This window comes from Burkholderia sp. WP9, assembly GCF_900104795.1.
GTDB lineage: Bacteria > Pseudomonadota > Gammaproteobacteria > Burkholderiales > Burkholderiaceae > Paraburkholderia.
The window spans coordinates 1,340,772-1,365,568 of the sequence record NZ_FNTG01000001.1 but is presented as its reverse complement, the minus strand read 5'-3'; the positions used below and the strand labels follow the sequence as shown (position 1 = coordinate 1,365,568).

Here is a 24,797-nt window from a genome sequence, read left to right as displayed (position 1 = left end):
CTTCACCTAAGGTTCGTTAGGTAAGTCAGAAAATTAGGTTCGGTTGAATATGAGGCAGCGGATTGGGGAGGCCCTTCCCGGGGTTGTGAGGCTATCGTCTGGCCCGGGAAGGGAACTTGGGAGCGAGGTCACTCGCTCGAATGCTTCACCTAATAAACTCAAAGGCTTTCCAGAAATTTGAGCAGTGAATCGGGTGGGCGATAAAAAGGCACCTTGACTCTGGGCGCTTTCACCGCCGCAAGTGCTCGGCGCTTCATTGCCTGATCTGCCTCGACATAGCCGTGCGTCGTCAGGGGGCTTTCATGTCCGAGCCAGAGCGCAACCTCGGTGATACCTACACCGGCCTGCAAGAGATGCGTGGCAACCGTGTGCCTCATGGAATGCGGGGTAATATGGCGCTTCAGAAGCGATGGACAGGTCTTCGCTGCTGCCGTCAGTGCCAGCGAAAATCGTTCAGCCACGTTTGCGCGCGTCATTGGTCCGCCATGGCGACTTGGCAGCAGCGGCTGTTCCGGTTGTAAACGCTGGTTACGTATCCAGGTGCGTATCGCTGCCGCAGTTTCACGCCATAGGGGTACGGCACGCTGCTTCCGCCCCTTGCCATGCAGGCGTACCCACGGCGTCGCAGCGAGCGTTACATCGGCTACCCGCATTCCTGTCAGCTCCGACACTCGGGCTCCAGTGTTGTACAGCAGTGCGAGCAATAGACGGTCGCGCTGCCCGAACCACGTATCCGGATCGGGCGCACCCAACAAGGCGTGAACTTCCTCACGTGAGAGAAATCCGAGAAGCGGTCTCTCGAAACGTTTCGTTGGGATCGAGAGAATTTGTTGAGCCAGGTGCAGTGCTTGCGGACATCGCATCGTGACATAGTGGTAGAAGGTCCGTATTGCGGAAAGCCGGGCATTGCGACTGCGAATGCTATTGGATCGTGCAGTTTCGAGGTGGTCCAGAAAGGCAGTGATCAATGTGACGTCGAGCTCGTCGAGAGTTAACTTCTCGGGCGGCTTATGCAACACTTGCTGAGCGTAGGTCAATAGCATACGGAAGGTGTCACGGTATGATTCGACCGTTCTTGCACTCGCATTCTGCTGCTGCATTAGCCGCTCGACGAAGAACCGCTGGAGGAGCGAGGCAAACTCCTGTGGCTGGCTGGTGACAAGGCTCATGTCGATTCTCCTTTGGCATACTGATGAAAGCGCTCTCCAACGATTGCCATCAGTTCCGGCACCGCCGTACAGTACCAGTAAGTGTGGGCAACTGAAGCGTGGCCGAGATAAGTCGAGAGCGCGAGGATTGCGTGGTCAGCATCGATCCCGTGGCGGTCGGCGCGCAACAGACTGTTGGCGACAAAACTATGTCTGAAGTCATAACAGCGATGATGCGCATAATCGCCTCGTGGCAACCACCCGAGTCGACGGCATAGGGTTTCCAACGCGCACTGGAGCGTTGGTACGCCGGCTGCCTTACCTTTGTCGAGCAGAAAAAAACGGTCGCTGCCTGGCTGGCGCACGAGGCGATCACGCTGTTGAGCATACGTGCGTAGTGCCTCTGTGGTGCTCGGATGCAATGGAATCAAGCGGCTTCGATGCCCTTTTGCTTCCTGGACCAACAGCAGTCCCTGATCAAGATCGACGTCATTACGTGTCAGGCGTGTGGCCTCTATCGGGCGTAGTCCACTTGCTGCGAGCAGCCCGATCATGGTCTTGCAGGTCGCAGGACGCAGGCCATCCCGAGGCTGCAGGCCGGCGGTAGCTGCCATCAGCATCGATACTTCCTGTTGAGTGAAAATATGTGGCGTCAATCGGCGATAGGCTCTGCCGAGCAACCTTCCTGGCGGCACCTCGGTCACTGGATCGAAACGCTGCCAGTACCGCGCAAAACCCCGCAGCAGCTCAAGACGCCGAGCCCAAGTAAAGTATTGACTTCGTTTCGTCGATTGAGCCCATGCCACGGCGAGTTCGACGACAAGGTGTGACTGCGGGGGCGTCTGCCGATCAGCGAACCGCCCGAATTGCCGCAGTCTGGGCGCGTCGCCCACGACATTAAATCCAGCGTTGCGCCGATACGCAAGGTAGTCTTCGATGCGCTCGGTCCAAAGTCGGGGCGCATTCATGATCGATGCTCCGGCCATGGTTGCGCTACCTTGCGCAGACGATCAAGATCAACCCTGGTGTAAAGCGTCGTCGTGTTGAGATGTCTGTGCCCCAGTACATCGGCAACTTCTTTTAGCGATGCCCCACCTTGAATGAGGCGGGTTGCTGCCGTGCGTCGCAACACGTGGACGCCATGAAATCGCTCGTCGAGGCCTGCACGTACAAAGGCGCCTCTGATGAGGTGATTGATGGCAACGGCGTCAATCGGCATGTCGTACGGCGCGATTTGCCGGACAAAGACGGCACGATTACTCGTATCGGGCCGTCCGTATTGTAAATAGCGGACAAGTGCGTGGGCCGTTTGTACCGGCAGCGGTAGCTTGCGTTCTCGTCCGCCCTTGTTATGAGTCAGCGTCACCGTTCCATTCTGCCAATCGAATGATTCCAACTGCAGTCGCACGACTTCCATGCGACGTAGCGCCAAATCGGTCAAAAACCGTGCAATTGCGAAATCGCGCATGCCAATCGGTTTGGTCAAATCGAACGCTGCGAAAAAGAGATCCAGTTCCCTCTCGGTCATCGCAATCGGCAGAGGCGCCGGCATTGGTGGCGCCATCTTCGGGATCGCAGCGAAGAGAGCACGAGTGTCATCTCCGTTCAAGCCACGAAAGCGCAGATAACTTGCGAGATCAACGCAGTAGCTACGACGTGTCCCGTGACTCCGGCCTTTGAAACAGCGTGCGGTGAAGTCCTCAATATCCATTGAAGTCAGGTGACCGGCAGACACGGACCCCTGACCCTGACCGAAGACAGAGTCGAGGAAGCGGCGAATCCGCCAAAGGCGGTTACGGCAAGTGGTCTGCGCGTAACCGCAACTATCCACCAGATAATGCCTGTACAGTTCTAGTTCGATGTCGACCGGCGTATGCAACTGAGGTCGTACGGTGCTGCACAACCCTTCCTCCTTGAGAACGGCCAGAAGATGGCGGAGAGCCGCGCGTACCGTGTTGACATGGCGCATACACGGTCGCGGACATCTGCAATGCGGCAAATGAACATCGACAAACTCCGTCACGAGAGCATCATCGATATCGGCAAGGGTCAACCGCTTGTTCTTGTTCAGCCGATGCGTAAAGTGACGCAAGGAGGCCAGATAGTGTTGAATCGTATCGTCCGCATATCGCAGGGCAAGCAAGTGATCAACGTATTTGGAGACGATGGCGTCTACGGGGCTCCCGATAGCTATGCCACAGCGCGATGAGTCCGCCGCCAATTTGCTGACAGTCATGATGTCCTCCATGAACCAACGTATGCATCGGTAGGAGTACACCGAAATTAGGTGCGCTTCAACAAAGGTCGCATCGCGGCTCTCTACGATACAGTCCGCGTACAAGGGCACTCACCGTGTCGCCTCTGAACCTAATTTCCGCCCGTGCCTAACGAACCTCCGATTGGCCACGGCCTCTCCCGGCAAAAGGCCGGGAGTCTAGCCGATCAATGAAGTTCGAACCCTCGCTGCTCGTCATCTGGGTGGCGCCATTACGCCGCAAAACTACTGGCGCCTTTACGCCGAAAACGCCGTGGCTCCATTACGCCGGAAATCCGGTGGCGCCATTACGCCGAAAACGAAATGGCGCCTATATGCCGGAAATTCACATCATCAGCATACCGTCGACCACCGACTGGATCGTCCTGAGCCGGTCAACCTCGCGCATCGTCATGGTGATCGTCCCAGATGTCGTCATGCGAGCCTCCCGTCACAGGTCAGCCAGCATGACATGCGACGTTTCAGCTTTGCCCAGGTACGACATTACAGCTTTGCTCTTACATACAAATGGGTGATAATTTATCTTATGTCAAATCGTCGTCGGTTCAGGAAAACCACAGTATGGGATAACGCACTGGCCGCCTAAGCTTCGATCAAGGTATGCAAAACGCTTCTTTTCCCCGCTTCGCTTTTCCGGGGTTTGCAATGCTTGATCTGTTCGGCCAAGTCGTTGTTACGTATGAAGATTTGGAGCTTTGGGTGTCCGCCCTTGCGCCTGGCTTCGCAATCAGCGAGCAACGCATGGCGTACTACATACGACATTGGGACGTGGCCGGGAAGGTCGCCCGCGCGAAGCTCGCCGGCACGTTCGACACCACCATAGAAAACGCCCGCGCACGGCGGGCGTTCCTCAATCGCCGTCTAGGCCTCAAATGAAACGCGCTATCATCACCGTCATCGCCGCCGTTGGCGCCTCCCTTTTCTGGCTGTTTGGCGGCCGGAAAATTGATCCTGAGAATCTCGAATGACAGACCTTGATCTCCGCGACCCTCCTGCAGACAGCTGGCTCCTCGCCTCCAAGTTTGACGATGCATGCGGCTATTTTGACGACGTTCGCGACGCGGCGTTTTTTCGCGTTCGACTCGATGGCAAGCTTTACATGATGACGCGCGAAGCCTTCACTACGCTGGCACACGGCCCCGACGCCGAGCGCGCCGTCTACCTTCCCGCCGCACAATGAAAAAAGCCCCTGAAATAGGGGCTTTTTTCTACCGGCTACGCTTGAAGCGGCCTTTGCTGTCCCGTTCGCGGCGGCGTCGATGCTTGGTCATTCGCTTTTCTCCATCAGTGACACGCTGGTCTCAAGTTTGACAACACGGCTTTCCAGCGCGTAAAGCCGTTCGTCGGTTCCCTTTTCCGTGGTGCGCAGGTCCGTCACGGCCACGCGCACCTCGCCCACGTCGTGCGCGATCCCGGACATTTGCCAGATCAGCGTTCCCGCCGTGACCGCGATGCCAGCCAAGCCAGCCCATTTCGATACGCTGTCAGCCATTGCCAGCCCCTTGGCGGGCCTGCTGCACGTTTTCCACCATCATGTGCGTGCCGAGGCCGAGCAGCCCAATGAGCAGCGTCATCAGTGTGTTGTTGTCGATGGCCGGCGGAATCGGAATGTGCCACCAGCCGATCGACGCCCACATGAGCATCGGCCGCGCCAGAATCTGGTACGCAAGCCCGACCGTACACACCCACATCACCGCTGGCCGCGCGCCCGACACGAAGAAATTGCTATTCGCCGCTTCGGTGTTGTTGGTCTGCACCTGCGCGAGCGCGAGCTTGATCTGTCCGTCGAACTGGTCCAGCTCACCGCGCTGCTGCATCTGCAGCAACTGCAGTTCAAATTGCTGCTGGGCCTGCTGCTGCGCTTCCTTGTCTGGCCACACGCGCTTGATTACCGTGCTGATCAGGTCCGCGACGCCGCCGCCCGGCGCGATGAGGTCAGTAATGATGCTCATGGCTACATCCCGATTGACTGCATCGTCAGGCTGGAATTCAGCAGCGAATTCACCGTATCAGACGACGTGGCGTTAGTGGTGTTGAGCGTGGTCTGGTCCGGGATCGCGCCCATGCTCGGCGTTGGATCGCCGCCGCTGAACAGGGAACCCGTCGCGTAGCTGAATAGCGACGACGACAGTCCCGTGACGCCGCCGGCCGCCTTGAACCGCGATTCGATGTACCAGACGGCGAGCGCGAGCGCGACCACCGCAACGGTGATCTCAATGGCGTCGTCTTTCACGCTCACAGCGAGAAGCCCCACGAATTGAGGTCACTTTCTCCCGCGCTCGCCATGGATGCCGTTGTGTCCGACGAGATGGCGCTACTGATCGCATCCGGGTTGTAGGCCGCCGACGTATAGGTCTGGTCCAGCCCGCCGAGCGTCGATGTTCCGGCCGCCGGTACGTAGCTGTTCAGGCTCCCGAACAGCGAACTGAGCGAATTGACCGTGGGCACAAGCGACGCCGCGAGCGCCGCCGGATTCGCCGCGGTGCTCGTCTGCTTGGGCGTCGGTGCCGCGCCCGTGTAGGTCACGTTGCCGCTGAACATCGTCTTGTAGACCACGAACCCCAGCACCACCACCGCCAGCCCGATGGCGACGTTGCCGACCGTGTTGCTCTGCTTGCTCATGCGACGGCCCCTCCTGCAGCCTGATACCACGCCTGCAAAGTCTCAAGCTGGTTCGTCGGCTGTCCGTAGTTGTTGTATCCGAGGCTCGCCCACACCGGCCCGCACTTCTGCACGGCCGACGCGAAATTCCCTGCGTCCACGTCCGCGAGCGCGCCCTTGTTCGTGATCAACTGGATAGCCATGGCGTCCTGCGTGGCCGGGCTGAAATCCGTGAGTCCGGTCTGGCTCCGCAGCGTCTTGAACGTCGGGAAATTGATCTGGTACAGCCCGGCCGCCGTCGAATCGTATTGCTGGTTGAGAATGTCTGGATGCGTGCTGTAATCGCTGAACGTCATCGGGTTGCCCGGCGTCGAGCCGACCAGCACGTTATAGCCGCCGTCGGTTTCACCGATCAGTGCCGCGCCAACTTCGCTCTGTCCGATCATCGCGAGAAAGGCCGACCGGTTGCCACCGTTCGCGCCCGTGCTGCTGCCAAATAGGTCCATCAAATCCCCCGTTGCGCCGCCGAGTGCGCCGCCTGAAACGTCCTGATCGCCGCCGCTATCCGACGACCCGCTATCGCCCAAAAACAGTACCGCCGCCGCGATTGCGACCAGCAGCAGCACCAAACCCGCCTGGTTGTTTTCCATCACCAGTACCTCCACACCACCGCGCGATCGCCGCAGACCGGCCCATGCGTGCCCGGCCCCGCCTGCGTGCATAGCAGCGCTACAACGCCGATTGCTCCGACCATAAGCAGCGAAATCACGTGGTTTTTCATCACTGCCCCAAATACTTGCCGTCGAAATAGCTGTTGGTGCTGGTGCCCTGCACCTGCGGCGAACCGCTGCTTGCGGCCAGATTGGCCCAGCATTCCACGTAGTCGCCCGCGCTCATGACGATCTGCGCCGTGACTTCGCCGCCCTCAAAATTGGTGCCGGCCGGAATGCCGAAACCGGTCGCGCGCAGGTTCGATCCGTTGCGGTACAGGCCGACGTAATCAGTCACCGCGCTCGCGTTGGTCGCGTTCTCGTTGATGTGGCATCGGAACTCATAGCGCCCCGGCACGACTGCGGTAAAGCGGCCGGTGGACGTGCTGAAACCCGTGCCGTTCTGGTAATCGGTCGTGTTGAATGTGAGCTTCGTCCACGTTGCCGCAGTGAGTGTCTGTGCGGCCGACAGATACGCGTTGAACGATGGATCATTGATCTGCAGGCCTGCACTCATGCCGAACATGTTCAGCAGTGCGACGCCTTGTGCGTTGCTGCTGTTGAAGAAATTCGAATAGCTCGCCCCGCCGCTCACATTCATGAAAATGCCGGTGAACAGGTTCTGGTTCCCCGCCGTCGCCTGAATGCCGTATGACGTGCCCGACGTGTACACCATCGTGCCGCCCATCCACGTATTGTCGTGCGCGTTCGACGTATCGATTTTCACGTGGTTGACGGTGTTGACCTCCATGTCCAGACCCACGAACGTATTGCCCGCGATCTGCCCGCAGCTACAGCCGATACCGCTCGCCGTCCAGTGGAAACCGTTGTCCGCGTATGTTCCGGATCCGCCCACCCAGTCATCGAATGCGGCGGCCGTCAGTTGCCACGCGTCGCCGTGCCCGTTGTTCGCCGCGATCACTGCGAAGAAATGCGTATTCAGCACATAGTTGACCTGAATCGCGATGGCCGAAGCCGACGTGCTGGAATTGCCGACCCACAGATTGCGAAACTCGAATTCGTTGAGCGCATCGCTCGCGTCGGTCTTGCCGAGTTGCAGCAGCGTGCCCGCGACATTGCCCTTGATGCCGAAGTCATGGAACGAGCTATAGAAGCCACCGCCGCCCGCGTTGCCGGTGTCGATGATCTGCACGGCGGGCGACGCTGTAACCGTGGACAGATCGAGCATGCTGGTGTACTGGCCTTCGCCGTACAGGCACATGCCCTTTGGAGAGATGGTCGAAAGATCGAGCGTGAGCGCTGACGTGACCTTGTATTTGCCCGAATTGATGCGCCCACATTTGCCGCTCGTCTTGACCGCCGTCAGGAACGCATTCACCGCCGCCGTGCTGTCGGTCGTGTCGGTGGGGTCTGCCCCGAAGTCCAGCAGGTTGATCGAGTCGTCCAGCCGCTGCTGTACCGTACGCGCCGTCGCGCCGGTTGCCGTGTTCTGGTACGCGACCGAGCGCGCGCCATAGGTCGCCGCGTTATTCAGCCGCCCGGCGAGTCCCGATACCAGATCGGATTGCGCGAAGGCCGAACCCGCCATGCACAGCGCGAGCGCCGCGCCGAGAAACCGTTTCTTGTTCATTACGAGACCGTTTGAAGATTAGCGGTGGTGCCCACGTCGGACACGGCATACCAGGCGATTTGCGGCGCGTCGCGTTCCTGCCATACGTCGCCCGGTTGCAGCACCACGGCCGCATTCGCGAACGTCGTGCCGGCGGCCGTCGTGAGCGCCAGTTGGCCTGCGCCTGCGTTGCGGATCATCAGGCGCTTGCGCCCTGCCGCTGCCGCGATCAGCAGCGCGCCCGAGGTGCCGACGGCTACCGGTGCCACGTCTGCCGACGCGCTGCCCGATGGCACGATGCCGACGTTGGTGGCGGTCATGTTGATGGTGCCGCTCACCACGTTCACCGCGACCGGCGCGCCCGGCTCGCTCACCAGCGACACCGGCACGGGATTCGCGCTGGTGTTGGTGACCTGCGAATTGGACTCAAGAATCTGAATATCCACGTCGCCGGCCGTCACTATCGCGCTGACGGTATCGCCCGTCGCCGACTCGATCGTGATGCTGTCGAACCCGCCCGCAGGCTTGATTTTCCAGCCGGTCAGCACGTCCTCAATGGTGTGCTGCACCTGCGATCCCAGCAGGAATTGCACCGTCAGACCCGCGCTGTTTCCAGACGAAATGATCTGCAGCACCGTGCCGCGCACCTGAAACGGCCATGGCTGGTTAGGCGTGAGCGTCGCTCCAATGTTCTGCATGCTTAGGCCTTCCGCTGGCTGACGAAGTACAGCGCCGCGAGCGCGATGATGATTCCGCCGAGAACGATGGTTCGCTGGTCGCCCGTTTTGGCGTCCTGATAGGCGGTCGCAAGCGTCTGTGCGTTGTTCGCGTATGCGCTCGCGAGATTGCTCGAATCCGCACTCATGGCCTGATCGAGCAGGTTTGCGAAATTCGCTGAACTGGTCTGCACCGCGCCGATTGCCGTTTGCGCGATACTGTTCGAGTTGGTCATTGCGGCCTGCGACACCTGCGTGTTGGCGTCGAGCGCGCTTGTGCCCTCGGTCACCACTGCATTGATGGCGCTATTCGCCGTGCCGAAGGCCGCAGTAATTGCGCCATCGTCCAGCGTGTTGACCGTGATGTTATTGCCGCTGCCCGACGTGGATACGCCGGTGCCGCCCGACACGCTCTGCCGGTTGTCCTGGCTGGTCGTGCTGGTTTTGCTGCTGCTTGAAGAACTGCTGCCGCCAGCCATTCAAAACTCCTTTTTCATGACCACGCCGCGCGGCAGATGCCTCACGACGCGGTATCCCTGTTCGATGCCCTTGCGAATCAGCCCCGGCCGACGCGTCTGGAAACTGGCGCTTGCTGGCCGCTGCGCTTCGAGGCATGCATTGAGTACCAGCGACAGATCGATATCCGCCTGACCGCCGTACACCAGCACATGCAGGTTCGTTCCCTGCCACTGCTGCGACCAGCCCGCGACAACCGTTCCGCCCTCCTCCACAACCCAGCATTCGCCGTCCGCGATCAGCGATTCGATCGTCTCGCTGGTGGTACAAAAGCGCTCCGCACGCCGCACGAAAGGCCGGATCTCATCCGCCGACGCGCGGCGCGCGGTCACAGCTTTTTGCGCAGATACAGCCATATCGCACCGCCGACCGCGACCAGCATAAAAATGCCGCTGGCCGAACTGGTCAGGTTCGACACAGCCGAGCCGAGCGACGCAATGCCGCCCGTCACGTTCGACAGCCCGGCCGTGAGGCCCGGTGTCGGCGTGGCGGCCGTGGTGAATGACCCGTCGTTAAACGTGACGATGTTGTCGGTTGCGGCATCGGACGGCCCCGCGTAGTTCGAGGTCGTCGGCCCGCTCATCGAGAAAGGCGTACTCACAGCTTTTCCTCCTTCGCGAACAGCACCGCACCGCCGATGATCAGCAGCCAGAACAGCAGGTTGCCCGGCATGGCGCTAACCACTGCGCTGCCCGGTCCCGGCCCGGTGCCTACCGCGTACACCTGCCCGTTGGCGGCCTTGTAGTAGCCGATGCCCGTGGTCGATGCCTGCGAGTTGATCGAATCAATCGCAACGATGGTGCCGAGCGTGTCCGCAAACGCGGTCGTCAGGTCAATCGTTGGCGTTGCGGTCGAACCCGACTGCAACGACCCGAGGTCGCCCGCCACGGACGTGGTGGGCGGCGGATCGGTGTACGTCGTGACGCCGTAACCGCTGCCCACGTCGTTCAGACCGAACAGCGACGACAGCGCGCCGTCGCCGCTGGTTGCGTCCGTGCTGCCCGAATCGTCCGTGCTAGGGTCCGAGCCGCCCGGCATGGTGAAAAGTCCCATGTCTGTTACCTCCGGTTAGACCGCGATTAACGGCCGGCCGGATCGAGCAGGCGCGTGTAACCAGTCAGATTCACAGGGCCGCCAACGGTCGTGAGACGCACGAACACGTTGTTGGACTTGGTGGTGTTGAGCAGCTTTTCGCGCAGCCCTTGCAGGTAGAAATCCAGCACCAGCAGGCCAGCTTCCTGAACCTTGCCGTACTGCGTTTGCACTGCTGCGAGCTGTGCCGGCGTCGCCTGCAGGATGATCACGCCCTGGTTGAACACCTGAATGTTCGACACCGAGCCGGTGCCGTAGAGGTAGTTCCACACCGCCGTGTTGTCCGCGATGCCTGCGCCCGTTCCGGTGGGGCCGCTGCCGCTCGATGCCGACGTGCCAGCCGTCGCGCACTGGTACGTGTTGCCACCGGCCGACACCAGCGCGCCGACTGCGTACGCGGTCGATTTCACCCATGCCGGTGCATAGTTGGTCTGGTGATAGAAAATCTGCTTGATGATGCCGCCCGAGCCGCCGACCGGGAGCGCAATATCGTTGTTCTGCGCGGTCTGGAAGCTGTAGTTGGCGAAAAGCTGTTTCAGCACGTACTGATTGCCCGACGGGTCGTTTTCGGTCGTGTAGACCACGACGCCGCCCGTGCCCGCTGCCGGCGCACCTGCTGCGGCCGACGCGATATCGATTTCCAGCGTGAAGCTCTGGAACAGGTTCGACGGATAGCACGCAACCAGCATTTCGGCGGCCTGCGAAGTCGGCTTGCCATTCGCGCTGGAGCTTTTTGCGTTCTGCTGCGTGAAGTCAAGCCAGAACGTGAAATCGTCGTTGGTCTTGCCGTCGTACAGGTTTTCGTTTTTCAGGTCCGCGCCGGCCACGGTCCAGACCGCTTTGCCGTTCACCTTGAGGCGCGCCTGCGGAATCATTTCGCAGGTGAGGCCGCCGGTTAGCTGGACCTTGATCTGTTCGTAGGTCACGCCAAGCGGAAAATTGACAATGACGGTGCCGCCCGGCTGGTACGGCGTGATGTTGGTTTGTTGCTGGATGCGCATGCGATCCTCTTATGGTGATGGTGTGGGTACTGTCCGCTTCGGTGCCTGGTGTCCGTTAGGACATCGTGCCGCCGGGCATGTACGGACCAATCACCGGGATAGCGACGATGTTTCGCTGCACGAATGCGCACAGTGCGACGACGCCGAGAATCACGGCTGCGGTTTTCAGGTCTTGACGATTCAAGGTGGTCTCCTTCAGGAGGTGGTTGTGGTAGTCGAACTCGCGCCGTTCGTCAGTGACCAGATGGAATTGCCATCGACCAGTTGTTTGATAAACGGGATGCGCGAAATGAGGATCGATGCGCCGATGACGCCGATGGTCGTTGCCAGAATCTCCATAACCATGCGGTTACGGCTTGGGAACCAGTTGTCGCCAGTTGACACGTCCTGCCCTCTACGATGAAAGAGATCGCAGGATCACAAAGAAAAACGCCGTGGTCACTGTTCGTGATTCACGGCGTTTCGCGGCGATTCGCGGACCTCGCGAATCACGGTTTTTTTCAGGGTTTCGACAATTGCGCCACGCCTCGCTGGGTCGTTTTGGTTTCCATGACGCGGTGGAAGTAGTGGAATTTCGGCAGCGTTGCGATTTCGTCAGGCTTCACCGCCATGATCCCCGCCATCACTTTCTGGTCGCTGGGCCAGTTGACCGCGTAGCACCGAATCTCGCTGGCGTTGCCGAGAAACGACTTGTCGGAGTCCGCCGGCCGCTGGCATGCCGCGATCACCTTCAGGCCTTTATGCCGACCGGCCTTCGTGATTTTCTTCCACGCTGGGGGAGCCCAAGACGCCATCGTGCAGTCGGAAAGCTCCTCAACCACGATGCACCAGCCGTCCATTTCCCACGCGATGCGGCAAAACCGATCGAACAACGGCCGGTTCTCCGGGTTATCCGGCACAAGCACTATCCGCTTTTTGCCTGCCTTGATCGCCGCGACCAGTTCGGTGATGGAAAACACTCGGACACCGCCGATGAACGCCGCGTAATCGTCGCTCTCTACTTCGAGCGGCGACCAGACGAGGATCGGCCGCGACTTCGGCAGTCTCTTGAGCAGCCCCTTGATGTAGACGCCCTTGCCGTTTCCGGTTGCGCCGATTACCGCCGTTATGTCGGCATCATTCTGCGTGCCGGCTACCATGCTAGGCCCCGAAAGAAGGCGCGCCCGGCGCGACCGCAAGCTGTTCCGGCGTCATTGAGCCCGGCTTGAGCGCCGCCGCCGCCTTGGCCGCCTGTTCTGCCTTGGCCTTGTCCATCATCGGCTTGACCACCTGATAGGTGCCGTAGCCGATCGGCGCGCCGGCCGCCACAAGGCCGAATAGCGGATGGCCGATCAGCTTGCCCGCCCCGCCCCAGCCGTACGCCTGATCGCAGCGCCCGAGCGCCACCGACAGCGCATCCAGACGCGGATTGCTCCACACCGGATCGAGCGGCGGAATGACCGCGATCAGCATTTCGCGTGCGACGCCGAGCGCCTTGCGCCAGCCTGCCGCCACATCGGCCGCTTCCGATTCGATTGTTGCCGCTTCGGCCGCTTCTGCCTTCGCGGCGATGCCCGCGTGTTCGGACATTTCTTCCTGGGCGATTTCCTGCAGCACGTCCACGGTCGAGTCGGCGCGCGTATCCACGACGGCCGGCTCTACCGGCGTCGCATCTGTGACCTTTGCCATTTAAGCTCCTGAGAGAATGCCGCCGAAGATGCCGCCGCGCGGCTTCGGTGCATCGGTTTTTTTCTGTGATTCGCCGGGTTTCGCGACCGGTTTCGGCTCCGCGATTCGCGGCGAATCGGGGACCACGGCCGGCGGTTCATCCGGGTCCGCTTCGGCCCGTACCGTCGCCATGAAAAGCCGGTGTCCGCGCTCCTCTTTGTGCTGCACGGCGACGCCGCACCGCCCGCACTTGTAGTAGGCCTTGCCGCTCACGTTCGAGCGGACGTCGACCTCGTTCGCACACGTCCCGCAGTCCGCTTTCCCGAGATACGCCATGGCCGCCTCCGTTATGCGGTTACGGGCGGAACGACGGGCGCGCCGACGGTTTCCGGGACGATCGGCGCGGCCGGCGTGTTCAACACGTCGCCCACTGCCGCCTTGGCGTCGAGCGCCGCCTGATTGGCCGCTACGCTCGCGCTCTGCGCCGCGCGCGTTGCGGCCGCCGCTGAATCTTCGGCCGCTGCCGCGTGCGCCTTCACCTCCTGCAGCCCTTCGATGCGCGCCTTGATCGCCTTGAACTCTTCGTGAATCTCGGTCAGCGCCGCCGTGAGAATCTTCGGATGCGTCGCGTTATGGGCCAGTGCGTCGATGGCCTCAAGAATCTTGCTCATTGGTCTACCTCGTTCTAATGTGCGGGCTCGAAGGGTCGCCCGCTTCCCCTTACACTGCCTGATTTGCCAGTTTCAGCGAATCAATGGCCGCCGCCATCATGCGGATAAGTGCGGCCTGTTCCTTCAGAAGCGTTTTTGCGGGTGCCGGGACCATTACCGACCCCTCCACTACCCGCCGTACCTCGGTTTCGTTGCGTATTGCGTACTGCGTCAACGTCGGTTGTTCGTCCATCTTCGCCCTCCGGCGTACAGTTATTTACACAGGTCCAAGGCGCGCGATGCTCGCGCTTCAAACCCGACTCCCACTCAATCGCTGCGGCCGGGTTCTTCGCCTTCCACTGGTCGTACTTCTCCCCCGTCAGCCACAGTTCCGGCAGCGCCACGCTTGAAGCGCTCGCCGTTTGGCTTTCTACATACGGTGCAGCGATAAATACTCCACGCTTCGCCGCTTCGCTCCACGATGGTTGCGAGCGCGAACGTGCATTCGTGTTTGGTCTTTTTATTTCCCACGTGAACCTCTTTGACTCAATGATTACGGTACGCGGCAACACGCCGATCCAGTTGCCGATGGCGTCGCGAACCTTCGCGACCTCGCGATATTGCACGCCAATCGGCATTGCCGGCGCTTCCTCGCCGTATGCCGTTAGCGCGTCGCTGGCCACGGTCGCAATACGGATACGATAGTTGCGGCCACAGAAAACGCCGCCCTGTGCTTCCACGTAGTGATCCCACGCGACCGAGGCGTTTTCCCGGCCCTCGAACTTCGCCACCTTGTTGACCGCGTTGAATGCCTTCAGCACGTGCGCCGGTGCGTCAGACGGCACGCTTTCAACACGGCGCATTTCACGCCACGGGCCGACCGGCGGCCCGCCTACCTGCTGAAATTGCTTGATTCGCCAGCGCGAGGCCCACGCCTCGACACGGGCCGACGTATCAAGCGAGTCATTACCCAACAGGTCTTTCTCGAGCTTGTGGCCGTCGATGTTCTTCGCCACATATTTGGCGATGTAGGCCGCCGCCGTACCAATCTCCGGGTCCATGGTCTTAAAGTCGCACCGCCTCTCTTGCGCGCCCGCTTCATCGCCGTCCATCTGGAGCGCGTATCGGCGGACAGTGGCGCGGATCTTCGAATCATTGGCCGGCGGGTAAAAGACCAGCAAATGCCAGTGAGGTGTGCCGTCGTGCATGGGCTCGGCAATGCGAAAACCGTACAGGCCAATCTGTGCGCGAGCGAGAGCAGCGCGGATTCGCGCCCACACGCCAGTAAGATATTTCTGGGCATCTTTGGGTTTGGTGTGGTCGTACTTCGAGTTCTTTACCGCACGGCCACCGATGATCTTGTGGCTGTGCATCTTGGACGGACAGGTGATCGTGAGGAACAGCCCAGCGTGGCCATGCGCGATTGCGATGCGCTCGAAGCCATTGATACGTGTCATTAGTTCCGCGCGCTTGATGGCACGGTTAGCCGGCCCTTTGGCCGCCAGTTCCGCCAGCGTGAATTCCTGTTCCGTCTCGACGTTGCGCGCGATGGTCGCCTCAAGCGTCGCCGCGTTTCGTTCGTTCTGCGCCTTGCGGGCCGCCAGCGATTCATTCGACACGTACATGTCGCGCGACTTGTTGACGGTGCCTAGCTCAATCGCCGCGGACTCCACCGCGCGGGCGTGCGCCTTGCGCAACTGTCCGGTCCACCACCTGGCCGCCACCATCCGACGAACAGCGGGTAAATCGTCGTATTTCTTGGCGGGAGCCCATATTCCACGGGCCTCGCACAAGGTCGACAACATTGCCCGCGCTTCGGCGTTTTCGACCGCATTCGCCTCGTCGGCCGACACGCCCGCCGCGCGCAACGCATCGCGGCCGTGCTGTTGCATGTCTTCGATTTCGAGCAGGCGCACGCGGCATCGCTCCGCGCCCTTCCATGCTGCATCGACCACGGCGCCGTCGTCGGCGTCTAGCGTCAGGTCGTCATTGACGGCGAACGGCAAAAGGCGCGCTACGGTGTCCCGTAACGCCTCGTTTGCTTTCCGCTGCGCATCGTTCTGTGAGGTGAGCTTTTCCGGGTTGAAGCTGGTTCTACGTCGCTCCCACGTACCGAGCAGCTTTCCGCACCAGCGCGCCGGAAGCGGCGCAACCAGTTCGTTAGCCCATGCCTCGTTGGTTTGATGGATCACCAGCCGCGCCCCTTAAGGACACGGGCGCGAGCCCGCCCGTACGCATCGGTATCAACCGGCGCACGCGACGGACCCGGCCGCATCGCTTTGAACTTGTCCAGTGCTGCATTGATGGCGGGCATGCATTCATCGCGTGCCCTGTCGAATTCCGCGCGACGGCGAGCCGTCCACGGTGTAGGGAGAACGTGCGCCGGGCCGACCGAGCCGGGCACGTAGCCAAAGGAAACATCCTCCGGCCCTTCGGCGTTGTAGCCGAGATCATCGAACGCGGCCGATTGGCTCATTGCCGGTCCTCGCTTCGTGCAATCAGGTAACCGGCGACAACGCTCGCTGCGCCCAGCACAGCACCCAATGCGAAAAGAACTACGCCCGGATCGATCACTTGCGCAGCCTCAGCGAAATGTCGATCAGGAAGGCGGCCGAGGCAGCGCCCGCGAGGTAGGTAACCAGCAACACGGCAGTCATGCGCCCATCCAGTGGAACACGGCATTGATTGCAGCCAGCACGCGAGCGCGACGCTCAAAGCGCGATACCGCACAGAAGCCACCAAGGGACGAACGCCGGATTTGTAACGATGTATTGCGCATGCCGCACCCCTTCTATCCCCTACCCTGACCTTAGAAACGTCGCCCCACGCCTTGCTGGGTGGCCTCCTAGCGCGGTCGGGTGGGTGATAACCGCTGGCGTTTTGGGGCGACTGGTCAGGAGAATAGTCCCATCTATTGTTACGCGTCAACCGGAATGTGTCGTTGCATCTACGTTGACGTTGGCCTACCTTTCGTTTTGGGTGATTTAAAAAGGGTACGGGGCTATGCGCACGACAATCCAATATCTGGACGCTTTGAAGAAGCGTCTAGACCTTCCTTCCGATTACGCCGCAGCGAAAATGCTGGGTGTGACGCGCCAAGCGGTCAGCAAATACCGCAATGGGCTATCTGTTTTTGATGAGGCTACAGCCGCGCGGGTGGCCGAGCTTCTGGGCATTGATCCGCTTGAGGTTATCTCGGCTTGCAAGGCGGAATCTGCACCTGATGCGTTCATGCGCAAGGTGTGGGAGAACGCTTGGGGAAAAGCGACGGGAGCGGCAGTCACGGCGTCACTGACCGTGTGCATACTAGGGCTAGCCGCCGCTCCCTCGCCCGCCAGATCAGCGTCAGTCTCGGCTGAAAGTGCAACTCTTTATCTTATGTCAAATTATGTACTTGAGCGGATGATGAGAGTGTCTGAACCGTCGGTTTGCTGGTCGCCCTCCCGTTGAACACCCGCGACGTTCTCTCCGGTAGTCAATCCGGGACTGTCTCATTCAGTCTGTTTCCGGAGAAACACCCCACGGGACGTGCTCGCTGTAGCATACGCAAAACAGTCTGATCTTCACTCGGGGGCAAGAGGTGAACGACCCGCTACGAGTTGCAATCTCGGTCCGCCCCAAAACAGCGATAAGGACTCGAAGGATCGTACAGCTCGCCCGGTATCCCAGCGTGCCCGTCTCGAAGAGCAACTGGCGCGAATAACGTGCGTTTTTGCGTACGGCAAGACGGGCCACGCCGAATGCAACCAGGGATAGCGGCAACTCGCCGGATTCACTCGCCCTGCCTTCGCCATAGACAAGCGGCGCGAGCAGCGTGTCATATCGTTCTAGCGTCCGGATCAGTTACCCGGTGCATCCCGATCTGGGGGCGCAGTGCAGTCTAGGCAACCCGAGTTTTCGCTAAACGAGGTCTGTGCGCAGCACACGTCACAATACCCGCGCGCGATGCGCGCGCCCTCGTCCCTCCTCGTTGAGGCGTGTGTTGCCCGCATGCTCCCACATCCCCGTGCTACGCAGAGAATTGACGTTCCATTCGTGCTGACGGAGATGATGCGTCCAGAAAAATCCCGCGGGTTCATCTTCACGAAGTTCGACAAGCCAGTAACGCCAACTCTTATATCTTATATAAGAATCGAGGATGTCGAATAAGGCCGCTTGGATGATCCGCGTTAACCCGCTGAAGCCCTTCCGGCGCTTGCAATCTCTCCCGGTTAGACCCAAAATGTAAGCGCTAACACTTCGATTTCGGCGAAATAATACCGTTTAGATAAGTTCCGTATCTGCGCGACGTCACAAAATGTAAGCGCTACCATTTTTTGAGGACGGATTGAGCGCATAGCGTAGTACGCCGCGGAGCGCAAACTTCGATCCCATGCGAGCCGGAGTGAACGCGCAACACCAAGCCGCCTGACAACGCATCGGCGCGGCCCGCCTCAACTCAACCGAATACATGAACCGGAGACAAAGATCATGAGCACAACCCCTCGCCCTGAGCCGGCACCACCAAGAATTCGCCGCGCCCAGACCGTAGCGCTGACGCTGTTGATGGTCAGCGGCATCGTCAACTATCTGGACCGTGGCACGCTTGCCGTGGCCAATCCGCTGATCCGCCATGATCTCGGCTTGTCGCTGGGTCAGATGGGGCTGCTGCTCTCCGCGTTTTCCTGGAGCTACGCGCTATTTCAATTGCCGGTGGGCGGTCTCGTCGACCGCGTCGGGCCGCGCAAGCTGCTCGGCCTCGGCCTGATCGTCTGGTCGCTCGCGCAGGCCGCTGGGGGCTTCGTCTCGACCTTCGGCTGGTTCATCCTTGCGCGGATCGTGCTCGGCATCGGCGAGGCGCCGCAGTTTCCGTCAGCGGCGCGCGTCGTCAGCAACTGGTTTCCGCTGCGCGCTCGCGGCAAGCCGACCGGCATCTTCAACTCGGCGTCCCCGCTCGGCACGGCGCTCGCGCCGCTCTGCCTGTCGATTCTCGTCGTGAATTTCCATTGGCGCTGGGCGTTCATCGTGACGGGCATCGTCGGCCTGATCGTGGCGCTCGTATGGCTTGCGGTGTATCGCGATCCGGCGAAGGCCACGATGACCCAAGAAGAGCGCCGTTATCTCGAAGGTGACGAGGCGGATCGCAGGCCCGCGCAGTCGCTCACCTTCGCCGAATGGCGTTCGCTTTTTTCGCACGGCACGACCTGGGGCATGCTGATCGGCTTTTTCGGCTCCGTCTACCTCAACTGGGTGTATCTGACGTGGCTGCCAGGCTACCTGACGATGGAACGCCACATGAGCCTCATGCATACGGGCGTCGCAGCATCGATTCCCTTCTTCTGCGGTTTTCTTGGCTCGCTCACGGCCGGCTGGTTCTCGGATCTCATGACGAGCCGCAGCACAAATCCGGTCGGGAGCCGCCGCAACGCCGTGGTGATCGCGATGCTCGGCATGGTCGCGTTCACGATTCCGGCGGCGCTCGTCGAGAGCAATATGCTCGCGATCGCGTGCATCTCGGTGGTGATCTTCCTGGCCAACGCCGCTTCAGCCAGTTCCTGGGCGCTCGCGACCGCCGCCGCGCCGCCAAACCGCGTCGGCTCGCTCGGCGCAATCCAGAATTTTGGCGGCTTCCTGGGCGGCGCCCTCGCCCCCATTCTGACCGGCTACATCGCGCAGACCTGGTCTTTTGTGCCCGCGCTGCTAACGGCGGCAGGCATCGCGTTCATCGGTGCAATGAGCTACTTGCTGCTCGTACGCAAGCCGATCGAGGACAAGCCCGCACACGTCGAAGCTTTTAGCGCGCAGGCGTGACGAGAGCGCGCGCCGAGCTCCACTCAACCCATTCAGAGAGATAACCATGACAAGTGCCACGCACTCCCCCCCTTCGATCGAAGGCATCGTTCCCGTGATGCTGACACCGTTCGACGCTTCCGGCGCGATCGACTATGCCGGCCTCGAACGTCTGATCGAGTGGTACATCGCGCACGGCTCGGACGCGCTCTTCGCCGTTGCGCAGTCGAGCGAGATGCAGTTCCTGAGCCTCGCCGAGCGTGGCGAACTCGGCCGGTTCGTCGTAGAGAAAGTGGCGGGCCGCATTCCCGTCGTGGTCTCCGGCCACATCAGCGACGATCCCGAGGCGCAGGCGGAAGAACTCGGCGTCGCCGCATCGACGGGCGCACAAGGCATCGTGCTCGTGACGAACAGGCTCGATCCGAAGCACGAGGGAACGGAGGTCTTCACGGCCAATCTCAAGCGCCTTCTCGAGCGCCTTCCGTCGGACATTCCGCTCGGCCTTTACGAATGCCCGGCGCCGTATCGGCGGCTGCTCTCCGATGATGAACTGAAGATGTGCATCGACACCGGCCGCTTCATCATGCTAAAGGACGTGAGTTGCGATCTCCAGACCGTCAAACGGCGCGTCGCGATGGCGCAGGGTTCGCCGCTGAAGATCCTGAACGCCAACGCGGCGATCGCGTGGGACGCGATGAAGGCCGGCTCGGCAGGTTTCAACGGCGTGTTCACGAACTTTCACCCGGACCTCTACAAGTGGCTGCGCAACGATGCAGCTCAGGACCCAGCACTCGCGGAGGAACTGTCGACGTTTCTCGTGGTCTCCGCGGTTTCTGAAGCGCTGGGCTATCCGGCGCTCGCGAAGATTTACCATCAGCGCATCGGCACGTTCGAGTCGATTCGCTGCCGCGTGATCGACTACGACGTTCGCGAGCGCTTCTGGGCGCTCGATGCGGTGCTCGACAAGATCGTCGCCGGCACCGGACATTTCCGTTCGCGTATTGCCGCTCTCTCGGCGCCCGCATGAGCCCAAACGCGCGCGCACCCGGCGGAACGCCGCGACGGTATGATGACGGCGCTTGCTGCATCCGCCTTCGTACAACCGTCACTTCCTGATCCGATGCCCCGCTCCTTTGATTCTCCCGCGCCCGCTTCCGATACGGCCCCGGCCCGAACGCCGACGAGCCGCGCTCGCCGCAACACAGGACGCACCGTGCTCTCGGATGTCGCGAAGCTCGCGGGGGTATCCACGGCGACGGTGTCGCGGGTGTACAACGAGCCGGACAAAGTCTCGGCCAGCGTGCGCGAGCGCGTCGAGCACGCCGCGCTCACGCTCAACTGGTTTCCGAATGCGGCAGGACGCGCGCTCGCGTCCACGCGCAGCCATATCGCCGGCATCATTATTCCGACGCTCGACGATCAGGTGTTCGCCTCGCAGGTGAGCGCCATGCAGGCGGCGTTCGCGGCGCGCGGCATCACGCTCGTGCTCGGCTGCTCGAACTACGACCCCGCGCAGGCGATCGTGCAGGTGCGCGCGATGCTGGCACGCGGCGTCGAGGCGATGGCGATCGTCGGCGAGGCGCATCCGGCCGAACTGTTCGATGCATTGCGGCTCTATCGGGTGCCTTATGCGGTCACGTATGCGTATCGCGAGGGCAGCCCGCACGACTGTATCGGCTTCGACAATCACGCGGCCTACGTTGAAATAACGGAACATCTGATTGGCCTTGGCCACCGCTCGTTCGCGGTCTGCATTCAGCCGACTCGCGACAACGACCGGGTGCAGGCGCGCCTCGCGGGCATTCGCTCGGCGCTCGAACGCCACGGCCTCGCCGTCAGGCCGGAGCACCTGTTCGAAGGCGAATCGACGATCGAATTCGGGCGGCGCAGCTTGCGCTCGATCTGGCAATCGGCAGGCGAGCACCCGAGCGCGATCATCTGCGGCAACGACCACATTGCTTTGGGCGTGCTGCGCGAGGCGGAGGATCTGGGGATTGCCGTTCCAGGCGAATTGTCCGTGACGGGCTTCGACGATCTCGCGATCGCCAAAGAGATGCGTCCCGCGCTCACGACCATGCGGGTCGACACCGCCGAGATTGGAAGGCTTGCGGCGCAACACCTGCTCGACGCACTCGACGGCAAGCGAGTTCAACGTGGACACGAGGTGCATGCGCAATTACAGATTCGCCAGTCGACGGGGCCATGCCCGAGCCAGGTTTCGCGGTGATCTTGATAGCTCGTGTGCACCTGAGGGCCACTTCCTGGTAGGAACCGCCGGTTGAATGTCCTTCTCAGATAGCGGCGTTGCATATCCCGTTCAAGTGCCGCGGAAAACGCGGCCTCCACTCACGGCCAGCGATATGCCAACACACGGTCGAGCGGATAAGCTAATTCGCGTACCTCTTCAAGCTGATTGCCTCCGAACAAGTAAACGTGCTGGGCGTCAGATCGCAGAAAGAATCCCACATGACCCTTCCATTCGACGGCATCGTCGGCAGTCAACACTGCAACGCAGCCGTAGATTGGAGCGCCGAGCTCATTTCCCCAAGTTAGCCAGGAGCGAGCCAAGGCCGACTGCGTTCCTGCAATGCCCGATTGCTTCATGCACCAGTTGAGGAATGACGAACACCATGCGATCTTGTCGTCGTAGCCTGCCAATTGAGTGCTTTCGTTATACTCGGCGATCCTCGGGTTGCATTCACCCGCGCCGTAACGCTTGACACCTCGTTCCTTGAACGCGATATCCATCCAGACAGGCGTGAATCCGTTCGCTGCTTGCTGGTCGCGATGCCCTTGAATCATCCGCGTGCTCCTTACAGACGCCCTTCTTCGACTGGGCCGTAGATGGCCCGTGGCTCGCCAGAAATTACCGCCCACTATCGGTCGCCGTAGGACCAGTGCCACGACAGGATCGGAAAGTGAGATCACGAGAGGAACCGGATTCGAGTGAAGAACGGCCCAATGGCAAGACTTGAAATTGTCAGCGATGTGTCTGCTAATGTCGAGCGGCTGGTATTGGACGAGTTCTGAAGTTCGAAGCTAAGACATCGGTTTACTACGTGAGATTCAACCCACCATCCGATAGCAGAATTTCTCCGGTCAGATAGTCCGATGCGACCAGCATCGCGACAGCCTGAGCAATGTCTTCGGGGCTAGCCGACCGCCGCATTGGGGCTCGTGTTTTCCACAGTTCCTGTGCTTGCGTCCAATCCGCGGTCAATGGAGTGTCGACTAGCCCTGGCGCAACAGCATTCACCCGGATGTCAGGCGCGAGTGATAGCGCCAGCAAGCGGGTCATGTGGTTGAGCGCAGCCTTCGTGACCGAGTATGGTATTGACGCTCCCTTGGGCCGAACACCCGCATGTGAACTGATGTTGATCACGCTACCAGGGCGACCCCGTCGAGCTGCATCACGTAATGCTGGTTCCGCTTCAGCTATCAAACGAAACGGGGCGATTACGTTGACCTCGTGGAGTTCCTGCCAGACAGTCGGCGTAGCCGCAGCCAAATCACCATGCGGGATAACACGGCTGATCCCCGCATTGTTGATCAGAACGTCGAGTCGCCCCCATGCGGCGACGGACTCACGTACCAGGCGCACCCTGTCCACATCATCGGCCAAGTCGGCCTGAACGTAGATCGCCGAGCCAAGCTCACGGGCCAATGCTTGCCCTGTTTCCGCCGAACTGCGCGAATGCAAAACGATTGAAAATCCTTCGCTTGAGAGCCGCCGAGCGATGGCAGCGCCAATGCCAGAAGTCGAACCGGTAATAAGCGCAACAGGGGACGCAATTTTCATGGGTGGTGTCATGGACGACGGTCTTTATCAGGTGTTCGTTCGTCGATTGTTGACGATCCAGGCGACTTTGTCGAACGTTCAACCTTGACTGACTGTCGATCCACACGGAAGTCCTGCTGCTTGCGTTGATGGACACAGCTGAGGCCGGTCCAGCATGCCCTACTGCTGCACTGACGCTCGTTCCCATTGATGCGCTGCGTACGATGCCAACTTTGTGGGGACGTCATCGCCATTCATGACGAGGCGATTTAGTATTAAAGCCCAATCGGTGTCAGCGATGCACCAATCGCCGAATAGGTTCAACGCATCCGTTGAGAGAAGCCGATCCGCCGCAAGGTGTAGCTTCTGCACTGCGAGCTGCAGGACGAGGAGTTGGTCGATTGTTAGCTATCTTGGGGCTGGTGTCGAGCGACCGTGATTGGCCGGCCACTGCCTCATGCATCCGGCATATTCCGGACTCAAAGCGGACAGGCTGGCGAGACTCGCTACAGACTCCCCAAGAAAAGATGTCGATTTTCGATCATCAGATTCGTCGTCAGGATATTCCCACCCAAAGGATCTCCCATGAAATACCTCGGCTTGGCCTACTTTACCCCCGAAAAATTCGCCGCGATGGCGCCAGACGACGTCAAGAAATTAGTCAGCCAATGCCCCGCATTGGACGACAAGATGAGAGCTACCGGCAAGGTACTGATTTCCGCTTCGCTTGGCGATCTGGACACCTGGAGGACGCTCCGCCCGCGCAGTGGGAAGACGCACGTCATCGATGGGCCGTACACCGAGTCGAAGGAAGTCGTGGGCGGCCTTTTCGTCATCGAGGCAGATACCCATGACGAGGCGTTGCGCATCGCCTCCATGCACCCGGCGGCCAAGCTGGGCGAAGAAGGCGGATGGGCCGTCGAGCTTATCCCCTTGGATTCATATTTGACCCCATGAGGGCTTGGAGGTGTGTCTCAAACACGCGTCGGCGCTCCTTTCTCCACAAACACGTTGACGGCTTCGTGCGTGTTCGTGGCGGTGCTACTCTGGGCCGAGCGGCGACGCCTGTGATCGACCCGGAGCAGACTTCCGGCTTTCTCCAAACCGGTCGTTCACGGTATCGATTTGTGTCTCAGGCACGCTGATGCGGGATGCCGGTTCGGTCTCGGTGTAGTCCGATTCTCTTTTCAACGCTTGCCTCTCCCGAGCAGATGACGTGCGCGGGGACATATCGCTGACTTGTTGGAGCGCGGTCGAAGGTTGATCGTGTATGGCGCGCCTTGAAAGCAAAATCAAATTAAAGCCTTTTCTTGCATCATTTCAG

Annotated in this window: 32 protein-coding genes and 1 pseudogene; 7 read left to right on the top strand and 26 right to left on the bottom strand. The window is 60.6% G+C overall.

Annotation, left to right across the window (positions count from 1 at the left end; all coding sequences use genetic code 11):
• Positions 1-158 precede the first annotated feature (158 nt).
• The 3 genes from BLW71_RS06155 to BLW71_RS06145 are packed head-to-tail and all read right to left on the bottom strand — an operon-like array spanning position 159 to position 3,384.
• Positions 159-1,169 carry a tyrosine-type recombinase/integrase gene (locus tag BLW71_RS06155; protein WP_091794125.1) on the bottom strand — a complete coding sequence of 337 codons (1,011 nt, stop codon included), beginning with the start codon at positions 1,167-1,169 and terminating at the stop codon, positions 159-161.
• Positions 1,166-2,116, bottom strand: a complete 951-nt coding sequence (locus BLW71_RS06150; protein ID WP_091794123.1) for a tyrosine-type recombinase/integrase — start codon at positions 2,114-2,116, stop codon at positions 1,166-1,168. Before BLW71_RS06150 ends, BLW71_RS06155 begins: the two co-directional genes overlap by 4 nt.
• Complete coding sequence (locus tag BLW71_RS06145; protein WP_177204981.1) at positions 2,113-3,384, bottom strand: tyrosine-type recombinase/integrase; 1,272 nt, start codon at positions 3,382-3,384, stop codon at positions 2,113-2,115. The genes BLW71_RS06150 and BLW71_RS06145 overlap by 4 nt, the downstream gene beginning before the upstream one ends.
• A 639-nt stretch (positions 3,385-4,023) precedes the next feature.
• Between BLW71_RS06145 and BLW71_RS06140 the strand changes: the two genes are divergently transcribed.
• Both BLW71_RS06140 and BLW71_RS06135 read left to right on the top strand, forming a co-directional pair.
• Positions 4,024-4,299, top strand: a complete 276-nt coding sequence (locus tag BLW71_RS06140) for a hypothetical protein (RefSeq protein WP_286161941.1) — start codon at positions 4,024-4,026, stop codon at positions 4,297-4,299.
• Positions 4,300-4,387: 88 nt separating this feature from the next.
• Positions 4,388-4,603 (top strand): hypothetical protein, encoded by a 216-nt coding sequence (locus BLW71_RS06135; protein WP_091794117.1) that lies wholly within the window; start codon positions 4,388-4,390, stop codon positions 4,601-4,603.
• An 87-nt stretch (positions 4,604-4,690) separates the two neighbouring features.
• Here the strand turns inward: BLW71_RS06135 and BLW71_RS06130 are convergent, their stop codons facing one another.
• The 20 genes from BLW71_RS06130 to BLW71_RS06045 all read right to left on the bottom strand — a co-directional run bounded on the left by BLW71_RS06130 (position 4,691) and on the right by BLW71_RS06045 (position 16,402).
• Positions 4,691-4,915, bottom strand: coding sequence for a hypothetical protein (locus BLW71_RS06130; protein ID WP_091794115.1), 225 nt, complete (start codon positions 4,913-4,915; stop codon positions 4,691-4,693).
• Positions 4,908-5,375: a 3TM-type holin gene (locus tag BLW71_RS06125; RefSeq protein WP_091794113.1), complete on the bottom strand. Its 468-nt coding sequence runs from the start codon at positions 5,373-5,375 to the stop codon at positions 4,908-4,910. The genes BLW71_RS06130 and BLW71_RS06125 overlap by 8 nt, the downstream gene beginning before the upstream one ends.
• 2 nt (positions 5,376-5,377) lie before the next feature.
• Entirely contained in the window at positions 5,378-5,662 is a 285-nt protein-coding gene (locus BLW71_RS06120; RefSeq protein WP_091794111.1) for a hypothetical protein, read from the bottom strand.
• A complete protein-coding gene (locus BLW71_RS06115) occupies positions 5,659-6,045 on the bottom strand; it encodes a hypothetical protein (protein WP_091794109.1) in 387 nt (128 codons plus the stop codon). The genes BLW71_RS06120 and BLW71_RS06115 overlap by 4 nt, the downstream gene beginning before the upstream one ends.
• Positions 6,042-6,674 carry a glycoside hydrolase family 24 protein gene (locus BLW71_RS06110; protein ID WP_286161940.1) on the bottom strand — a complete coding sequence of 211 codons (633 nt, stop codon included), beginning with the start codon at positions 6,672-6,674 and terminating at the stop codon, positions 6,042-6,044. Before BLW71_RS06110 ends, BLW71_RS06115 begins: the two co-directional genes overlap by 4 nt.
• A 130-nt stretch (positions 6,675-6,804) precedes the next feature.
• Positions 6,805-8,325: a C1q-like domain-containing protein gene (locus BLW71_RS06105; protein ID WP_091794107.1), complete on the bottom strand. Its 1,521-nt coding sequence runs from the start codon at positions 8,323-8,325 to the stop codon at positions 6,805-6,807.
• Positions 8,325-9,002 (bottom strand): hypothetical protein, encoded by a 678-nt coding sequence (locus tag BLW71_RS06100; protein ID WP_091794105.1) that lies wholly within the window; start codon positions 9,000-9,002, stop codon positions 8,325-8,327. The genes BLW71_RS06105 and BLW71_RS06100 overlap by 1 nt, the downstream gene beginning before the upstream one ends.
• A 2-nt stretch (positions 9,003-9,004) precedes the next feature.
• Positions 9,005-9,499: a hypothetical protein gene (locus BLW71_RS06095; protein WP_091794102.1), complete on the bottom strand. Its 495-nt coding sequence runs from the start codon at positions 9,497-9,499 to the stop codon at positions 9,005-9,007.
• Positions 9,500-9,892 carry a hypothetical protein gene (locus BLW71_RS06090; protein ID WP_143048305.1) on the bottom strand — a complete coding sequence of 131 codons (393 nt, stop codon included), beginning with the start codon at positions 9,890-9,892 and terminating at the stop codon, positions 9,500-9,502. It abuts the gene before it with no gap.
• The gene (locus BLW71_RS06085) at positions 9,865-10,137 is read right to left on the bottom strand and encodes a hypothetical protein (RefSeq protein WP_091794098.1); all 273 of its coding nucleotides are present in this window, start codon (positions 10,135-10,137) and stop codon (positions 9,865-9,867) included. Before BLW71_RS06085 ends, BLW71_RS06090 begins: the two co-directional genes overlap by 28 nt.
• Positions 10,134-10,589 carry a hypothetical protein gene (locus tag BLW71_RS06080; RefSeq protein ID WP_091794096.1) on the bottom strand — a complete coding sequence of 152 codons (456 nt, stop codon included), beginning with the start codon at positions 10,587-10,589 and terminating at the stop codon, positions 10,134-10,136. Before BLW71_RS06080 ends, BLW71_RS06085 begins: the two co-directional genes overlap by 4 nt.
• A gap of 26 nt (positions 10,590-10,615) precedes the next feature.
• Positions 10,616-11,629 carry a major capsid protein P2 gene (locus BLW71_RS06075; RefSeq protein ID WP_091794094.1) on the bottom strand — a complete coding sequence of 338 codons (1,014 nt, stop codon included), beginning with the start codon at positions 11,627-11,629 and terminating at the stop codon, positions 10,616-10,618.
• Between the two features lie 55 nt (positions 11,630-11,684).
• Complete coding sequence (locus BLW71_RS42150; RefSeq protein ID WP_267914166.1) at positions 11,685-11,813, bottom strand: hypothetical protein; 129 nt, start codon at positions 11,811-11,813, stop codon at positions 11,685-11,687.
• 11 nt (positions 11,814-11,824) lie between these two features.
• Positions 11,825-12,013: a hypothetical protein gene (locus BLW71_RS40755; protein ID WP_143048304.1), complete on the bottom strand. Its 189-nt coding sequence runs from the start codon at positions 12,011-12,013 to the stop codon at positions 11,825-11,827.
• A gap of 116 nt (positions 12,014-12,129) precedes the next feature.
• Positions 12,130-12,768 carry a hypothetical protein gene (locus tag BLW71_RS06070; RefSeq protein ID WP_091794092.1) on the bottom strand — a complete coding sequence of 213 codons (639 nt, stop codon included), beginning with the start codon at positions 12,766-12,768 and terminating at the stop codon, positions 12,130-12,132.
• 1 nt (position 12,769) lies between these two features.
• Entirely contained in the window at positions 12,770-13,297 is a 528-nt protein-coding gene (locus tag BLW71_RS06065; RefSeq protein ID WP_091794091.1) for a hypothetical protein, read from the bottom strand.
• Positions 13,298-13,612 (bottom strand): hypothetical protein, encoded by a 315-nt coding sequence (locus BLW71_RS06060; RefSeq protein WP_091794089.1) that lies wholly within the window; start codon positions 13,610-13,612, stop codon positions 13,298-13,300.
• An 11-nt stretch (positions 13,613-13,623) separates the two neighbouring features.
• Positions 13,624-13,947, bottom strand: coding sequence for a hypothetical protein (locus BLW71_RS06055; protein ID WP_091794087.1), 324 nt, complete (start codon positions 13,945-13,947; stop codon positions 13,624-13,626).
• Between the two features lie 80 nt (positions 13,948-14,027).
• Positions 14,028-16,118 (bottom strand): replication endonuclease, encoded by a 2,091-nt coding sequence (locus tag BLW71_RS06050; RefSeq protein ID WP_286161939.1) that lies wholly within the window; start codon positions 16,116-16,118, stop codon positions 14,028-14,030.
• On the bottom strand, positions 16,115-16,402 hold the full coding sequence (locus BLW71_RS06045; RefSeq protein ID WP_091794083.1) for a hypothetical protein: 288 nt from the start codon (positions 16,400-16,402) through the stop codon (positions 16,115-16,117). Before BLW71_RS06045 ends, BLW71_RS06050 begins: the two co-directional genes overlap by 4 nt.
• Before the next feature lie 527 nt (positions 16,403-16,929).
• Between BLW71_RS06045 and BLW71_RS06040 the strand changes: the two genes are divergently transcribed.
• The 4 genes from BLW71_RS06040 (at position 16,930) to BLW71_RS06025 (ending at position 21,922) form a co-directional block, all read left to right on the top strand.
• The gene (locus BLW71_RS06040; protein ID WP_091794081.1) at positions 16,930-17,376 is read left to right on the top strand and encodes a helix-turn-helix domain-containing protein; all 447 of its coding nucleotides are present in this window, start codon (positions 16,930-16,932) and stop codon (positions 17,374-17,376) included.
• A 1,020-nt stretch (positions 17,377-18,396) separates the two neighbouring features.
• Positions 18,397-19,716, top strand: coding sequence for an MFS transporter (locus BLW71_RS06035; RefSeq protein ID WP_091794079.1), 1,320 nt, complete (start codon positions 18,397-18,399; stop codon positions 19,714-19,716).
• 46 nt (positions 19,717-19,762) lie between these two features.
• The gene (locus tag BLW71_RS06030) at positions 19,763-20,722 is read left to right on the top strand and encodes a dihydrodipicolinate synthase family protein (RefSeq protein WP_091794077.1); all 960 of its coding nucleotides are present in this window, start codon (positions 19,763-19,765) and stop codon (positions 20,720-20,722) included.
• 93 nt (positions 20,723-20,815) lie between these two features.
• The gene (locus tag BLW71_RS06025; RefSeq protein ID WP_177204980.1) at positions 20,816-21,922 is read left to right on the top strand and encodes a LacI family DNA-binding transcriptional regulator; all 1,107 of its coding nucleotides are present in this window, start codon (positions 20,816-20,818) and stop codon (positions 21,920-21,922) included.
• 119 nt (positions 21,923-22,041) lie between these two features.
• On the opposite strand, the gene BLW71_RS06020 is transcribed toward BLW71_RS06025, so the two are convergent.
• The 3 genes and pseudogenes from BLW71_RS06020 to BLW71_RS06010 form a co-directional block, all read right to left on the bottom strand.
• Positions 22,042-22,497, bottom strand: coding sequence for a TIGR02594 family protein (locus tag BLW71_RS06020; protein WP_091794072.1), 456 nt, complete (start codon positions 22,495-22,497; stop codon positions 22,042-22,044).
• Between the two features lie 253 nt (positions 22,498-22,750).
• On the bottom strand, positions 22,751-23,494 hold the full coding sequence (locus tag BLW71_RS06015) for an SDR family NAD(P)-dependent oxidoreductase (protein ID WP_091794070.1): 744 nt from the start codon (positions 23,492-23,494) through the stop codon (positions 22,751-22,753).
• 159 nt (positions 23,495-23,653) lie between these two features.
• Positions 23,654-23,854, bottom strand: a pseudogene (locus tag BLW71_RS06010) (glutathione transferase); the annotation flags it as partial.
• Positions 23,855-24,058: 204 nt separating this feature from the next.
• Here BLW71_RS06010 and BLW71_RS06005 point away from each other — a divergent pair.
• Complete coding sequence (locus BLW71_RS06005; RefSeq protein WP_091794068.1) at positions 24,059-24,430, top strand: YciI family protein; 372 nt, start codon at positions 24,059-24,061, stop codon at positions 24,428-24,430.
• Positions 24,431-24,797 lie beyond the last annotated feature (367 nt).

Bases quoted from the DNA above. Each gene is read 5' to 3' on its own strand.
- BLW71_RS06155 (WP_091794125.1), bottom strand. From the start codon at position 1,169: ATGAGCCTTGTCACCAGCCAGCCACAGGAGTTTGCCTCGCTCCTCCAG.
- BLW71_RS06150 (WP_091794123.1), bottom strand. From the start codon at position 2,116: ATGAATGCGCCCCGACTTTGGACCGAGCGCATCGAAGACTACCTTGCG.
- BLW71_RS06145 (WP_177204981.1), bottom strand. From the start codon at position 3,384: ATGACTGTCAGCAAATTGGCGGCGGACTCATCGCGCTGTGGCATAGCT.
- BLW71_RS06140 (WP_286161941.1), top strand. From the start codon at position 4,024: ATGCAAAACGCTTCTTTTCCCCGCTTCGCTTTTCCGGGGTTTGCAATG.
- BLW71_RS06135 (WP_091794117.1), top strand. From the start codon at position 4,388: ATGACAGACCTTGATCTCCGCGACCCTCCTGCAGACAGCTGGCTCCTC.
- BLW71_RS06130 (WP_091794115.1), bottom strand. From the start codon at position 4,915: ATGGCTGACAGCGTATCGAAATGGGCTGGCTTGGCTGGCATCGCGGTC.
- BLW71_RS06125 (WP_091794113.1), bottom strand. From the start codon at position 5,375: ATGAGCATCATTACTGACCTCATCGCGCCGGGCGGCGGCGTCGCGGAC.
- BLW71_RS06115 (WP_091794109.1), bottom strand. From the start codon at position 6,045: ATGAGCAAGCAGAGCAACACGGTCGGCAACGTCGCCATCGGGCTGGCG.
- BLW71_RS06110 (WP_286161940.1), bottom strand. From the start codon at position 6,674: ATGGAAAACAACCAGGCGGGTTTGGTGCTGCTGCTGGTCGCAATCGCG.
- BLW71_RS06105 (WP_091794107.1), bottom strand. From the start codon at position 8,325: ATGAACAAGAAACGGTTTCTCGGCGCGGCGCTCGCGCTGTGCATGGCG.
- BLW71_RS06100 (WP_091794105.1), bottom strand. From the start codon at position 9,002: ATGCAGAACATTGGAGCGACGCTCACGCCTAACCAGCCATGGCCGTTT.
- BLW71_RS06095 (WP_091794102.1), bottom strand. From the start codon at position 9,499: ATGGCTGGCGGCAGCAGTTCTTCAAGCAGCAGCAAAACCAGCACGACC.
- BLW71_RS06090 (WP_143048305.1), bottom strand. From the start codon at position 9,892: ATGGCTGTATCTGCGCAAAAAGCTGTGACCGCGCGCCGCGCGTCGGCG.
- BLW71_RS06080 (WP_091794096.1), bottom strand. From the start codon at position 10,589: ATGGGACTTTTCACCATGCCGGGCGGCTCGGACCCTAGCACGGACGAT.
- BLW71_RS06075 (WP_091794094.1), bottom strand. From the start codon at position 11,629: ATGCGCATCCAGCAACAAACCAACATCACGCCGTACCAGCCGGGCGGC.
- BLW71_RS06070 (WP_091794092.1), bottom strand. From the start codon at position 12,768: ATGGTAGCCGGCACGCAGAATGATGCCGACATAACGGCGGTAATCGGC.
- BLW71_RS06065 (WP_091794091.1), bottom strand. From the start codon at position 13,297: ATGGCAAAGGTCACAGATGCGACGCCGGTAGAGCCGGCCGTCGTGGAT.
- BLW71_RS06060 (WP_091794089.1), bottom strand. From the start codon at position 13,612: ATGGCGTATCTCGGGAAAGCGGACTGCGGGACGTGTGCGAACGAGGTC.
- BLW71_RS06055 (WP_091794087.1), bottom strand. From the start codon at position 13,947: ATGAGCAAGATTCTTGAGGCCATCGACGCACTGGCCCATAACGCGACG.
- BLW71_RS06045 (WP_091794083.1), bottom strand. From the start codon at position 16,402: ATGAGCCAATCGGCCGCGTTCGATGATCTCGGCTACAACGCCGAAGGG.
- BLW71_RS06040 (WP_091794081.1), top strand. From the start codon at position 16,930: ATGCGCACGACAATCCAATATCTGGACGCTTTGAAGAAGCGTCTAGAC.
- BLW71_RS06035 (WP_091794079.1), top strand. From the start codon at position 18,397: ATGAGCACAACCCCTCGCCCTGAGCCGGCACCACCAAGAATTCGCCGC.
- BLW71_RS06030 (WP_091794077.1), top strand. From the start codon at position 19,763: ATGACAAGTGCCACGCACTCCCCCCCTTCGATCGAAGGCATCGTTCCC.
- BLW71_RS06025 (WP_177204980.1), top strand. From the start codon at position 20,816: ATGCCCCGCTCCTTTGATTCTCCCGCGCCCGCTTCCGATACGGCCCCG.
- BLW71_RS06020 (WP_091794072.1), bottom strand. From the start codon at position 22,497: ATGATTCAAGGGCATCGCGACCAGCAAGCAGCGAACGGATTCACGCCT.
- BLW71_RS06015 (WP_091794070.1), bottom strand. From the start codon at position 23,494: ATGAAAATTGCGTCCCCTGTTGCGCTTATTACCGGTTCGACTTCTGGC.
- BLW71_RS06005 (WP_091794068.1), top strand. From the start codon at position 24,059: ATGAAATACCTCGGCTTGGCCTACTTTACCCCCGAAAAATTCGCCGCG.